Source organism: Streptomyces chartreusis, assembly GCF_008704715.1.
GTDB classification, from domain to species: Bacteria; Actinomycetota; Actinomycetes; order Streptomycetales; family Streptomycetaceae; genus Streptomyces; species Streptomyces chartreusis.
The window spans coordinates 5,448,169-5,460,432 of the sequence record NZ_CP023689.1 but is presented as its reverse complement, the minus strand read 5'-3'; the positions used below and the strand labels follow the sequence as shown (position 1 = coordinate 5,460,432).

Sequence of the window (12,264 nt, the reverse complement as noted above, 5' to 3'; positions counted from 1 at the left end):
GCGGGGCGGGGGCTACTCCCGCTCCACTGCCCCCGCCAGATCCAGCGCTGCAGCGATCCGTACCGCCACGTCCTCCGCGTACACCGCGTCGCCGCGGCCGAACGCGGTCCGGCCCGAGCCGCGCAGGAACGTCACGACGCCCAGCGTCCGGCCCCGGCTCCGCAGCACCGCGCACAGCACGTGCACCGCGTCCGCCGGCCACTGCCGCGCCACGGCCCACTCACGCGCCCGCTGCGCCGGCAACTCCCCCGCGTCCGCCCGCACCGACCCGGCCCGCGCCACGCACTGCAACGCCGGATGCCCCTCCGCGTACCGCACGGGCAACCCGGCCTCCCCGCCCAGCCGGCTCGGACCCGGCGCCCCGGACGGCGTCACGGCGACCCGGACCAGCCGTACGGGATCCGGGGTCTCCCCGCCCGCCGTCTGATCCGGCACCGCACCGCCCGCGACCCGGTCGATCAGCGCGTGATCGGCGAACCCGGCCAGCGCGAAGTCCAGATGCACCGTCGCCGCCTCCGCGGGGTCCTCGCACTCGGCGGCGGCCCGCGCGGCACGGTGCAGCTGATTGGTGCGGAAGCGCAGCATCGCCGCCTCCTGCTCCGCCTGCTTGGCCTCCGTCACGTCCTGGAAGAGCCAGCCCACCCCGAGCGGCACGGGCTCCTCCGCCAGCGGCGACGCCAGCCGTACGAAACCGCACCGCCAGCAGCGACGCCGCTCACCGTCCGGCGTCCGCACACTCACCCAGATCTCGGCCGGCGCCGGCGGCGCACCCTCCGCCAGGACGTGCGTGAGCGCGCTCTCCAGCTCCTCGACCCCCTGCGCGAGCAGCTCACCCAGCGGCCGCCCCAGCACGGACGTACGCCCGATGCCCAGCGCACGAGCCGCGTGAGCGTTCACAACCGCCGGTCGCAGATCCGCGTCGACCAGCACCACGCCCCACGACGCGTCCTCGAACAACGCCTCGCTCAGCGCGATCGACCGCTCCAGATCGATCTGCGCGTGCACCTCGCTGAACGCGCAGTACACGCCCGCGGGCTTCCCGTCGGGCCCGCGCACGGCCGCCGACTGCGTACGCACGAGCACCCGCCCGCCATCCTTGGTCAGCAGCGCGAACTCGTGCACCTGCCGCCCGGGGGCCTCCATGGCGGACATCAGCCGCCCCTCGACCTCCTCGGCGTCGGCCTCGCGCACCGCCCAGCCGGCGAACCCCTGCCGGCCCACCGCCTCGGCCGCGGTCCATCCGAGGATCCGCTCCGCCTCACGGTTCCAGTGCGTGACGACACCGTCGCCGTCGAAGGCGCACAGGGCAGCGTCCATCCCGTCCAGCAGGGCGGCCAACAGATCGGAGCCGCCTGCCGAACCCTCCGAACCACCCGCCGAACCGTCCGGACCGTCCCGCTCGGGTTCGTCCGGCCCCAGCTCGTCGGTGGTCCCACTACGCCGGGAAGCACTCACCTGGACCCCCTGCCAAGCTGCGTCCGTACGTACACCACGTCGGTTCGCTCACTCGCAATCATCTAACTGGAACGTGACCCAGCACACACCGAGTTCCCCAAGATTGAAGGAATCGTTGTACGAGCCGATGTACCCCTAGGCCAATCGCAGGTCCACCCACAGATCGGGCCCGCCCTCCACCACGTACCGATCGGTCTCGACGAACCCGCACGCCTTCGCGAACCGCAGCCCGTCCTCGTTGTCGGCCGACACACACGTCTCGATCACCTTGGCGCCCAGCACGCGCGCGTACGCGAGCCCGTGCCGGAACAGTCTCGTGCCGTACCCGTGCCCCCGGTACTCGGGCAGCACGCGCGCGATGACGGTCGCCACCGCGTCCTCGCCCGCCGGCGGCCGTACGGTCGAGCAGCCGACGAGCACATCTCCTACGTACGCGTTCCGCAGCCGGTACCGCCTGCTGCGCTTGCGCACCTCACCCAGATCCATGGCCGCGGGAGGAACGATCACGTTGTGGACGTGGCGCCACTCCTGAAGCATCGCCTCGCCGTCCACCGGAACAATCCGAAGATCAGACACATGTGCCATTTCCCCTGCGCGCGTACACCTCAATCTCGATCTTCATACGAGGATCCGCGAGCCCGCACACCATCATCGTCGCCGCCGGCCGCACCTGACCGAAGTACCGCCGCAGCACCGGCCAGCACGGCTCGAAGTCCGCACGCTCCGGCAGCAGATACCGCACCCGCACCACCTCGGCGAACGAACTGCCCGCCGCCTCCAGCGCGGCCCCCACATTCCGCAGACACTGCTCCGCCTGCTCCACCACGTCCTCGGAGATCGTCATCGCCGCGTAGTCGAACCCGGTCGTCCCCGACACATGCACCCAGTCCCCGTCGACCACGGCACGCGCGTACCCGATCTCCTCCTCGAAGACCGACCCGCTCAGCACCGCCCGCCGCCCCACCTGCCGCTCCGTCATGCCCGGCACGCTAGGCAGCCGGCGACAATACGTCCAATACGCGGCATGCGGCCTCGTGATACCTCTGGAGATATGGCCACCGAGGAGCCCGAGCGCCCCGAACTCCCCCTCCCCCAGCTCCACGCCTTCGCCGTCCTCGCCGAGGAACTCCACTTCGGCCACGCCGCGGCCCGCCTCGGTATCGCCCAGCCGCCCCTGAGCCAGCAGATCCGCCGCCTCGAGGCCAAGGTCGGCCACCCCCTGCTCACCCGCACCCCCGGCCGCATCGCCCTCACCCCCGCCGGCCACGCCCTGCTCCCGGCCGCCCGCCACGCCCTCGAAGCCCTCGCGGACGGCCTCGCCGCCGCCCGCGCGGTCGCCACCGGCCGCACCGGCACCCTCCGCATCGGCTTCGCGGCCTCCCTCGCCCTGACCGTCCTGCCGGGCCTGCTGCGCACCCACCGCGAGCGCTACCCCGACGTCCACCTGGACATCAGGGAGATGACCACGGCACCCCAACTGGCCGCCCTGCACGCCGGAACGATCGACATCGGCCTGCTCCGCGAACCCCCGGACGACGACCCCGCGCTCGCCTTCCGCACGATCCTCACGGAACCCTTCGTGGCCGTACTCCCCACGACCCACCCCTTGGCCGCCCAGCGCACCGTGGCCCTGCACGACCTGGCCGACTCCCCGTTCGTCCTCCTGCCCCGCGAGGCGGGCCCCGGCCTCCACGACCGCATCACGGCCCTGTGCTCCACGGCCGGCTTCACCCCCCGGGTCACCCAGGAGGCCGTCGAATGGCAGACGGTCTGCGCCCTCGTGGAAGCGGGCCTCGGCGTCTCCCTGGCCCCCACCAGCATCCACCGAATCCGCCTCAGGGGCACCGCCTTCCGCCCCGTCACGCCGACCACGGAACACACGCGGGTGGCAGTCGCCTCGCGCCGGGACGACCCAGATCCGCTGGTGAGCAATCTGCTGGCGACGATGGCGGCCTAGGGCGCGTATCGAGTCGCGATCCTCATCCGTCAAACGGCCCGGTCAGGCACCAGAGTTGTCGACGAACTCCATGATGTCGAGGTATTCGATTTTGGGCGGGACGCCATAAACCCCCGTCACCTTGCCGACGAGCTCCTCCGTGAAGAAGGCGCGGGCTTTGTCCTCGTCATCCCATACGTAGAAGTTCCTGGCCTGAATGCCGTCTTCGCCGAGCATGAAGCTCTTGAAGCGAAGGCCGGCCATGCCTTCGAACGGTCCCCGGAGTTCGCCGGCGACCTTTGCGAGGGCTGAACGATCGAACTTTTCGGTCTGCGTGAAAGTCACGAGCACGCCGATCATCGGGTGCCGCCTATCGATTGGGTGGGCAACGGTCGATCAAGTGACGCCAGAGGCGGATCTCAGAACACATCGCACATCGTCAGACATTCTAGTCTTTACGCCGCGAGTCGGACATACGGGCATGGTCCGCCCGCCCGGAATCGTCGGCATCAACCATTCGAAAAAGCAGTTGATCGCCGCCCGGCCGGTTCCTAGGGTGTGCCTTACGTAGGAAAGGAGGTGATCGGGTAAATGATTGAAACCCGGACGTACGAGGTGGCTGCGGGCTAGCGGCCCGCCACCACACGCAGTGCGGTGCCGGACCAGCACGTGAGGTACGCGTGCAGCCGGCCCATTTCCAAGCAGTCACCCGACCCGCGGGCCGCCGGTACGTCCGACCGGCTCCTCCAATGGAGGACCAGGCTCGCGGGTCGCCTGCTGTCCTGGGGCCTTGTGTCGCCCCAGCCTCACGGACTCAGCCGCTCCACCCGCCACCCGCCGTCCTGCTCCGCCACATAGCGCAAGCGGTCGTGCAGGCGGTTTTCCCTGCCCTGCCAGAACTCGACCGTCTGGGGGGCCACCCGGAAGCCGCCCCAGTTCGGGGGGACCGGGACCTGTTCGCCCTCGGGGTAGCGGGCGGCGAGGTCGGCGTACGACGTGTCGAGTTCCGTGCGGGAGGGGATGACCGAGGACTGGGTGCTGGCCCAGGCGCCGAGCTGGGAGCCGTGCGGGCGGGTGCGGAAGTAGGCGGCGGTCTCGTCGCGTCCGGTGCGCCGGGCGACGCCCGTGACGATGACCTGGCGGGCCATCGGGTGCCAGGGGAAGAGCAGGCAGACGTACGGGTTCTCGGCGAGGTCGCGGCCCTTGCGGGAGCCGTAGTTGGTGAAGAAGACGAAGCCGTGGTCGTCGAACTGCTTCAGCAGCACCGTGCGGGAGCTGGGCCGGCCGTCGGCGTCCGCGGTGGAGACGATCATCGCGTTCGGCTCGAAGAGGTGCGCCTCCGAGGCGGCCTGCTTGAACCAGCGGGCGAACTGGGCCACCGGAGTGGCGGCCAGGTCGGCCTCGGCGAGGCCCTCGGCCCGGTAGTGCTTGCGCATCGCGGCGGGGTCGGGCGCGGGCTCGGCGGGATCTGAGGCGACGGCGTCTCGGTCGGTCACGCGGTCATCTTGCCGTATCCGAACGGGCGTCGTCCGGCGCGGTGCCCTTCACCACCAGATGGCACTCAGTGCCGCAGGGCTCCCCAAAAGGTGGCACTGAGGGTTATCGTTCTGATGCCGTTCCGGTTGGATGACCGCCAGCCGCACGGGGCATCACAGGGGTACGCCCCCGGACCGCGAGTCGACAGGGGTTCGAAGTCCCGCAAGGCCGGGCTTCGAGCCCATGACCGTGGATCCACCGGGTGTGCGCCCGTCTCCGCCGACTGACATGTGGTCGTTCCACCCACTCGCTCTCGTTCCACCCACTCGCTCCACCCACAACCCCATCCGTCGCACACATCACGAGGAGCCGCCTGATGTCCGATTTCGTACCCGGGCTCGAAGGAGTCGTCGCGTTCGAGACGGAGATCGCCGAACCGGACAAGGAGGGCGGCGCCCTCCGGTACCGGGGCGTCGACATCGAGGACCTGGTCGGCCATGTCTCGTTCGGCAATGTCTGGGGGCTGCTCGTCGACGGGGCCTTCCGTCCCGGGCTGCCGCCGGCCGAGCCGTTCCCGATCCCCGTGCACTCCGGTGACATCCGCGTCGACGTACAGTCCGCGCTCGCCATGCTCGCCCCCGTGTGGGGCCTGAAGCCCCTGTTGGACATCGACGAGGAGCAGGCCCGCGCGGACCTGGCCCGCGCCGCCGTCATGGCCCTGTCCTACGTCGCCCAGTCCGCGCGCGGGCAGGGCCTGCCGATGGTCCCGCAGCGCGAGATCGACAAGGCCCAGTCCGTCGTCGAGCGGTTCATGATCCGCTGGCGCGGCGAGCCCGACCCCAAGCACGTGGCCGCCGTCGACGCCTACTGGACGTCCGCCGCCGAGCACGGCATGAACGCCTCCACCTTCACCGCCCGCGTCATCGCCTCCACGGGCGCCGACGTGGCCGCCGCGCTCTCCGGTGCCGTGGGTGCCATGTCCGGCCCGCTGCACGGCGGCGCGCCCTCCCGCGTCCTGCACATGATCGAGGAGATCGAGCGCACGGGCGACGCCGAGGCGTATGTGAAGCAGACCCTCGACAACGGCGAGCGCCTGATGGGCTTCGGCCACCGCGTGTACCGCGCCGAGGACCCGCGGGCCCGCGTGCTGCGGCGTACCGCACGGGAGCTGGGCGCGCCCCGCTTCGAGGTCGCCGAGGCTCTGGAGAAGGCGGCTCTGGCGGAGCTCCACGCCCGTCGTCCGGATCGTGTCCTGGCGACGAACGTCGAGTTCTGGGCGGCGATCGTCCTGGACTTCGCCGAGGTCCCGGCGCACATGTTCACGTCGATGTTCACGTGTGCCCGTACGGCGGGCTGGTCGGCGCACATCCTGGAGCAGAAGCGCACCGGCCGTCTGGTGCGCCCTTCGGCGCGCTATGTGGGTCCGGGCTCCCGCAACCCGCGCGAGATCGAGGGCTACGCGGACATCGCGCACTGAGCCCCACGCACCCCCCTCCCCTCCGGCGGGCCGGTCATCACGCGGGCCGTAGCGCTTCGCGTGGTGCCGCTCGCGGCGGGCGCTCCGTGCCTGCCGTGGCCGGTCGATGACGGCACACGGAACGTGACTGATCCACTCCGCCAGTATGCTGGGGCGGCTGCGGCATCCCACCATCACCCGTCCCTGCGTGGTGAGTTACGGCCTGCGGCGTCGAGATCTCTTACGGCATGAGGGATGGGGAACAGGTGCTGATAGCGGGCCGCTACCGGCTGGGCGAGTCGATCGGGCGCGGCGGCATGGGGGAGGTCTGGCGGGCCTACGACGAGACGCTGGGCCGGAATGTCGCCGTCAAGCTGCTGCTGCCGCAGGACTCCGACCCCACGGCCACGTCCCGGTTCCGGCTGGAGGCGCAGACCGCCGCGCGGATCGACCATCCGAACGTGGTGGGTGTGCGGGACTTCGGCGAGTACGACAACCGGCTCTTCCTGGTGATGGAGCTCGTCGAGGGCGACAATCTGGCCCTGCTGCTGACGCAGTCGGGGGCACAGCCGGCGGAGCGGGTGGCGCGGATGGCCGCGCAGGCCGCGGCGGGGCTCGCCGCCGCGCACCGGCAGGGCATCGTCCACCGGGACATCAAGCCCGGCAATCTGCTGCTGGACGCCGACGGCACCCTCAAGATCGGTGACTTCGGCATCGCCCGCTTCGTCGACGACCCGGGGGCCGCGCTCACCGCGACCGGGCAGATCGTCGGCACGAGTCTGTACCTCGCCCCGGAGCGGGCGCTGGGCAAGCCGGCCGGTCCGGCCTCCGACGTGTACGCGCTGGGCTGTGTGCTCTACCAGCTGCTGACCGGGCGTCCGCCGTTCCAGGCCGACTCCGCCGTGGCGATCCTGCATCAGCATCTCGACGCGGCTCCCGTGCCGCCGCGCGAGCTGGGTGCCGCAGGTCTGCCGCCCGCTTTCGAGAACTATCTACTCGGTCTCCTCGCCAAGGAGCCCGAGCACCGGCCGGCCGCCCAGCAGGCCGCCGACTGGTTCGCGGAGGGCGCCTGGCTGGGCCGTTCCGAGCCGCTGCCGGAGGTGACGGCTCCGTCCCGCCCGTCGCCGGTCCCGGCGGTCGGCGGCCCCGGCCCGGACGGGAGGGGCGGCACCAGCCACCCGACGACGTACGCGCTGCCCTCGAACCAGGGCACGCCGTCGCCCCGCGGTGGGCAGGGCCGTGCCCACAACCGGTCGCGCTCGGCGTCCGCCGCCCGGTCACGTTCGGCGTCGACCACCCGGTCCCACTCGGCGTCCCCCGCCCGATCGCACTCGGCGTCCCCCGCCGGGTCGCACGGCGCTTCCCTCTCGCGCGCCGGATCGCACGGCGCCTCCCCCACCCGCGCCGGGTCCCGGACCCGCTCCCGTCCCCGCGCGGCGTCCGGCTCGGGCGCGAGGAATCTGCTGATCACGGTCGCCGCGGCGGCGCTGTTCGTGGCCGCGATGCTGCTCGGAATGCTGTGGTTCTCCCCCGACAAGAGCGCCGCGGAGAGCACGAAGTCCGACACCTCGCCCGGCCCGAGCCCCACGACCTCCGTGTCGCCGCTGGAGTCGAACCCGTCGCCGATCACCTCGGCGACCGCCGACCGCGAGGCGCGGGACGACGAGGAGCGGCGGGAGCAGAAGACGCGCGAGCAGGAGAAGCGCGAGCAGGAGCGGCAGCGCGACGCGCGGCACGACGGTGACGACGACGAGGGCGACGACGACTGACGGCGGCCGTCCGGCGACACGCGAGGGGCGACGCCGTCAGCCCAGTGCCTCGTCCAGCAGCAGGCCCCACTGCGCCACCACGCGGTCGCGGCGCCCGGCGTCGTCGGTGAGGAGGTTGGCCAGGCCCAGGCCGCGTGCCATGTCCAGCACGCCCTGGACGGTCTCGCGGACGCCTGGGTGGGACTCGTCGACGCCGAGCAGGTCGACGGCTATCCGGTGGGTCTCCCGGCCCACCCGGGCCTCCAGCTCGGTGACCCGGGGCCGTAGCTGCTCCTCGTTCGACGCGGCCACCCACAGGTGCAGGGCCGCGCGGAACAGGGGCCCGGTGTAGAGGTCGACCAGGGCGGAGACGACGGCCCGGCGGTCGCCCGCAGCGCCCTCGGGGAACAGGGCGCGCAGGGCGGTGGAGCGTTCCTCGGCGACGTACTCGACGGCCGCCGTGAAGAGGTCCTCGCGGGTCGGGAAGTGGTGCTGGGCCGCGCCCCGGGAGACGCCGGCGCGTTCGGCGACGACGGAGACCGTGGAGCCCGCCCAGCCGTGTTCGGCGAGGCAGGCCACGGCGGCTTCCAGGAGGCGTTGGCGGGTGGCGCGGCTGCGGTCCTGCTTGGGCACGCGGTCCACGCGGTCGCCGACTGTGCTCACACCACCCATTGCGGATCCCGTCGTTCGAGGAAGGCCGTCATCCCCTCGCGTGCGTCGGCGGAGGAGAACAGCCGGGCCGAGAGTGCGGTCAGGTCCGCCGCGTCCCGGTCGAAGGTTTCCAGCACCTTAGCCGTGAGCAGCGCCTTCGTCTCGGCCAGGGCCTGGGGTGCGGCCCTGCGCAGGCCGTCCAGGACGGGTTCCAGTACGGCGTCGACGTCGTCGCCCTGCGCCGTGAGCAGGCCGATCCGGGTGGCCTCGGGCGCGTCGAGGCGTTCGCCGGTGAGGTAGTAGCGGGCGACGGCGCGCGGGTCCACGCGTGGCAGGACCGGCAGGGAGATCACGGCGGGGGCCACCCCGATGCGGACCTCGGTGAAGGCGAAGGTGGCCTCGCGGGAGGCGGCGGCGATGTCGCAGGCCGTGAGCAGGCCGAGGCCGCCCGCGCGGACGTGGCCGGTGACGCGGGCGACGACCGGTTTGCCCAGCTCGACGATCTGCCGGAGCAGTCCGACCAGCGCTTCCGGATCCGGAGGGTCGCGCAGGTCGGCGCCGGCGCAGAAGGTGTTGCCGGTGTGGGTGAGGACGACGGCGCGTACGTCGGCGTCCTTGGCGCAGTCCGTCAGCGCGTCGGCCAGCTCGCCCACCAGCGCCGCGGACAGCGCGTTGCGGGTGGCCGGGGAGTCGAGGCTCAGGGTCTGAACGCCGCGCGTGCGGGTGCGGCCGATCAGCGTCATGTGCTCTCCTTCGGCGCGCGCAGTTCGCGGCGCAGGATCTTGCCGGAGGCGGCGCGCGGTACGCCGTCGATGAAGGTGACCAGGCGGACCCGCTTGTAGGGGGCGACGCGTTCGGCGACGTACATCATGACCTCGCCCTCGTTGAGGTCGGTCGCGGAGGGTTGGCGGACCACATAGGCGTGCGGCACCTCGTTTCCGTCGTCGTTGTAGACGCCGACCACAGCCGCGTCCGCGATGCCGGGGTGGGTGAGCAGGAGTGCCTCCAGTTCGGCGGGCGCGACCTGGAAGCCCTTGTACTTGATGAGCTCCTTCACGCGGTCCACGACGAACAGCCAGCCGTCGGCGTCGACATGGCCGACGTCGCCGGTGTGCAGCCAGCCGTCGGGGTCGATCATCGCGGCGGTGGCGTCGGGGCGGCCGAGGTAGCCCTTCATGACCTGGGGGCCGCGGATGAGGATCTCGCCGGACTCGCCGGTGCCGAGGTCCTTGTCGGGGTCGTCGAGGGAGACGATGCGCATCTCGGTGCCGGCGATGAGCCGGCCGACGGTCCCGGCGGGCGCGTCCTGCATCGCGGCGAGCGGGACGACGTGGGTGCCGGGGGACAGTTCCGTCATGCCGTAGGCCTGGCCGACCGGTGGCAGGCCGAGGCGCTGCGAGCAGGCGGCGGCGAGTTTGGCGTCCAGGGGCGCCGCGGCGCTGACGATGTACTTCAGCGACGACAGGTCGTACTGCGCGACCAGCGGGTGCTTGGCGAGGGCCAGGACGATCGGCGGGGCCACGTACAGGCCGGTGATGCGGTGGTTCTGGATGGCCGCGAGGAAGGTCTCCAGGTCGAAGCGGGGCAGGACGACGACGGTGGCGCCGACCTTGAGGGGCGCGTTCATCAGGGCGGTGAGGCCGTAGATGTGGAAGAAGGGCAGTACGGCGAGGATGCGGTCGCCGGGTCCTGCCGGGATCGCCGGTTCGAGCTGGGCGAGGTTGGTGGCGATCTGGCGGTGGGTGAGCATCACGCCCTTGGGGACGCCGGTGGTGCCGGAGGAGTACGGCAGAGCCGCGACGTCCGCGACGGGGTCGATGTCGACCTGTGGCTCGGGGGCGGCGGAGGCCAGCATGTCGATGAGCGAGCGGTGTCCGGGCGCGCTGTCGCACACGAAGATCTCCTGGACGCCGCCCGCGAGTTCGGCGGCCCGGCGTGCGCTCTCCAGCAGCGGTGAGACGGTGACGATCCAGCGGGCCGCCGAGTCCTTCAGCTGCTTGGCGAACTCCTCGGGCGTGGCGAGCGGGTGCACGGTGGTGACGGAGGCACCCGCGCGCGTGGCGGCGTAGAACGCGGTGGGGAAGGCGACCGTGTTGGGGCTGTGCAGGGCGAGGATGTCGCCCTTGCGCACGCCCGCCTCGGCGAGGCCGGCGGCTATGCGCCGGTGGAAGCGGTCGAGCTGTTCGTAGGTGAGGGTGGTGCCGTCCGTGCCGTCGATGAGCGCGGGTGTGTCCCCGAACTCGGCGGCCCGGCCCAGTACGGCCTCGTGAATGGGCAGTTCTACGGCCGGGACGTCTGCGTACTCGCTGCGGAACACGGTTCCTCCTCGCGACACGGTGCCGGACGGGCGCCGGTCAGTACGACTTGGGCAGGCCCAGGGTCTGGTGGGAGACGTAGTTGAGAATCATCTCCCGGCTCACCGGAGCAATACGAGAGACGCGTGCCGCGGTTATCAACGAGGCGAGCCCGAATTCGCGCGTGAGGCCGTTCCCGCCGAGGGTGTGCACGGCCTGGTCGACGGCCTTCACGCAGGCCTCCCCGGCCGCGTACTTGGCCATGTTGGCGGCCTCGCCCGCGCCGACGTCGTCGCCGACGTCGTAGAGGTGGGCCGCTTTCTGCATCATCAGGCGGGCCAGTTCCAGGTCGATGTGGGCCTGCGCCAGGGGGTGCGCGATGGCCTGATGGGCGCCGATGGGGGCCTTCCAGACGGTGCGGTCGCGGGCGTACTCGATGGCGCGGGCGAGGGCGTAGCGGCCCATGCCGATCGCGAACGCGGCCGTCATGATGCGTTCGGGGTTGAGGCCGGCGAAGAGCTGGAGGAGCCCTGCGTCCTCGTCGCCGACGAGGGCGTCGGCGGGGAGCCGTACGTCGTCGAGGGTCAGCTCGAACTGCTTCTCGGCGGCGCTGAGTTCCATGTCGATCCGGCGGCGTGTGAAGCCTTCGGCGTCGCGCGGGACCATGAACAGGCAGGGCTTGAGGTTGCCGGTGCGGGCGTCCTCCGTGCGGCCGACGATGAGGGTGGCGTCGGCGATGTCGACGCCGGAGATGAACACCTTACGGCCGGTCAGGAGCCAGCCCCCGGTGTCCGGGTCGCGGCGGGCCGTGGTGGTGATGCGGTGGCTGTTGGAGCCGGCGTCGGGTTCGGTGATGCCGAAGGCCATGGTGCGGGTGCCGTCGGCGAGGCCGGAGAGCCACTCGCGTTTCTGTGCCTCGGTGCCGAAGCGGGCGATGACCGTGCCGCAGATCGCCGGGGACACGACCATCATCAGCAGGGGGCAGCCCGCGGCGCCGAGTTCTTCGAGGACGATGGAGAGTTCGGCTATGCCGCCGCCTCCGCCTCCGTACTCCTCGGGGAGGTTGACGCCGAGGTAGCCGAGTTTGGCTGCTTCGGACCAGAGGGCTTCACGGTCGTATTCGCGGCCGTGGCGCTTGCCGAGGGCGGCGACCGCGGCTCGTAGTGCCTTGTGTTCATCGGTTTCGAGAGTGGTGGGCATGGGACTCCTCCCGGGTGCGGGTTGTGTGTGGTTGCTCGCGCAGTTCCC

12 protein-coding genes are annotated in these 12,264 nt (G+C 71.7%); 3 read left to right on the top strand and 9 right to left on the bottom strand.

Translation table 11 applies throughout. The features are described from left to right. Window positions 1-12: 12 nt before the first annotated feature. The 3 genes from CP983_RS23985 to CP983_RS23975 all read right to left on the bottom strand — a co-directional run bounded on the left by CP983_RS23985 (window position 13) and on the right by CP983_RS23975 (window position 2,434). Window positions 13-1,455, bottom strand: a complete 1,443-nt coding sequence (locus CP983_RS23985) for a PAS domain-containing protein (protein ID WP_150501693.1) — start codon at window positions 1,453-1,455, stop codon at window positions 13-15. A 135-nt stretch (window positions 1,456-1,590) separates the two neighbouring features. After that, window positions 1,591-2,031, bottom strand: a complete 441-nt coding sequence (locus tag CP983_RS23980) for a GNAT family N-acetyltransferase (RefSeq protein ID WP_373309828.1) — start codon at window positions 2,029-2,031, stop codon at window positions 1,591-1,593. Continuing rightward, entirely contained in the window at window positions 2,024-2,434 is a 411-nt protein-coding gene (locus CP983_RS23975; RefSeq protein ID WP_150501689.1) for a RidA family protein, read from the bottom strand. The genes CP983_RS23980 and CP983_RS23975 overlap by 8 nt, the downstream gene beginning before the upstream one ends. 72 nt (window positions 2,435-2,506) lie before the next feature. Between CP983_RS23975 and CP983_RS23970 the strand changes: the two genes are divergently transcribed. Then, complete coding sequence (locus tag CP983_RS23970) at window positions 2,507-3,412, top strand: LysR family transcriptional regulator (RefSeq protein ID WP_150501687.1); 906 nt, start codon at window positions 2,507-2,509, stop codon at window positions 3,410-3,412. A 42-nt stretch (window positions 3,413-3,454) separates the two neighbouring features. Here CP983_RS23970 and CP983_RS23965 read toward each other — a convergent pair whose 3' ends face one another. Both CP983_RS23965 and pdxH read right to left on the bottom strand, forming a co-directional pair. After that, a complete protein-coding gene (locus CP983_RS23965) occupies window positions 3,455-3,751 on the bottom strand; it encodes a hypothetical protein (protein WP_107906013.1) in 297 nt (98 codons plus the stop codon). Between the two features lie 446 nt (window positions 3,752-4,197). Further along, entirely contained in the window at window positions 4,198-4,887 is a 690-nt protein-coding gene (gene pdxH, locus CP983_RS23960; protein WP_373309830.1) for a pyridoxamine 5'-phosphate oxidase, read from the bottom strand. Window positions 4,888-5,243: 356 nt separating this feature from the next. Here pdxH and CP983_RS23955 point away from each other — a divergent pair, with 356 nt between their 5' ends. Together CP983_RS23955 and CP983_RS23950 are read left to right on the top strand one after the other, a co-directional pair. Further along, window positions 5,244-6,344, top strand: a complete 1,101-nt coding sequence (locus CP983_RS23955) for a citrate synthase 2 (protein WP_107906014.1) — start codon at window positions 5,244-5,246, stop codon at window positions 6,342-6,344. A 227-nt stretch (window positions 6,345-6,571) separates the two neighbouring features. Beyond that, window positions 6,572-8,092: a serine/threonine-protein kinase gene (locus CP983_RS23950; protein WP_268256225.1), complete on the top strand. Its 1,521-nt coding sequence runs from the start codon at window positions 6,572-6,574 to the stop codon at window positions 8,090-8,092. Window positions 8,093-8,128: 36 nt separating this feature from the next. Here CP983_RS23950 and CP983_RS23945 read toward each other — a convergent pair whose 3' ends face one another. From CP983_RS23945 to CP983_RS23930, 4 genes are read right to left on the bottom strand one after another with little or no spacing between them, the layout of a single operon-like run. After that, window positions 8,129-8,743, bottom strand: coding sequence for a TetR/AcrR family transcriptional regulator (locus CP983_RS23945; RefSeq protein WP_150501685.1), 615 nt, complete (start codon window positions 8,741-8,743; stop codon window positions 8,129-8,131). Beyond that, entirely contained in the window at window positions 8,731-9,465 is a 735-nt protein-coding gene (locus CP983_RS23940; protein WP_150501684.1) for an enoyl-CoA hydratase family protein, read from the bottom strand. The genes CP983_RS23945 and CP983_RS23940 overlap by 13 nt, the downstream gene beginning before the upstream one ends. After that, window positions 9,462-11,039, bottom strand: a complete 1,578-nt coding sequence (locus CP983_RS23935) for a 4-coumarate--CoA ligase family protein (RefSeq protein WP_150501682.1) — start codon at window positions 11,037-11,039, stop codon at window positions 9,462-9,464. Before CP983_RS23935 ends, CP983_RS23940 begins: the two co-directional genes overlap by 4 nt. Window positions 11,040-11,076: 37 nt before the next feature. Next, window positions 11,077-12,216: an acyl-CoA dehydrogenase family protein gene (locus tag CP983_RS23930; protein ID WP_150501680.1), complete on the bottom strand. Its 1,140-nt coding sequence runs from the start codon at window positions 12,214-12,216 to the stop codon at window positions 11,077-11,079. Between the last annotated feature and the right edge of the window lie 48 nt (window positions 12,217-12,264).

Bases quoted from the DNA above. Each gene is read 5' to 3' on its own strand.
- CP983_RS23975 (WP_150501689.1), bottom strand. From the start codon at position 2,434: ATGACGGAGCGGCAGGTGGGGCGGCGGGCGGTGCTGAGCGGGTCGGTC.
- CP983_RS23970 (WP_150501687.1), top strand. From the start codon at position 2,507: ATGGCCACCGAGGAGCCCGAGCGCCCCGAACTCCCCCTCCCCCAGCTC.
- CP983_RS23965 (WP_107906013.1), bottom strand. From the start codon at position 3,751: ATGATCGGCGTGCTCGTGACTTTCACGCAGACCGAAAAGTTCGATCGT.
- CP983_RS23955 (WP_107906014.1), top strand. From the start codon at position 5,244: ATGTCCGATTTCGTACCCGGGCTCGAAGGAGTCGTCGCGTTCGAGACG.
- CP983_RS23950 (WP_268256225.1), top strand. From the start codon at position 6,572: ATGAGGGATGGGGAACAGGTGCTGATAGCGGGCCGCTACCGGCTGGGC.
- CP983_RS23945 (WP_150501685.1), bottom strand. From the start codon at position 8,743: ATGGGTGGTGTGAGCACAGTCGGCGACCGCGTGGACCGCGTGCCCAAG.
- CP983_RS23940 (WP_150501684.1), bottom strand. From the start codon at position 9,465: ATGACGCTGATCGGCCGCACCCGCACGCGCGGCGTTCAGACCCTGAGC.
- CP983_RS23930 (WP_150501680.1), bottom strand. From the start codon at position 12,216: ATGCCCACCACTCTCGAAACCGATGAACACAAGGCACTACGAGCCGCG.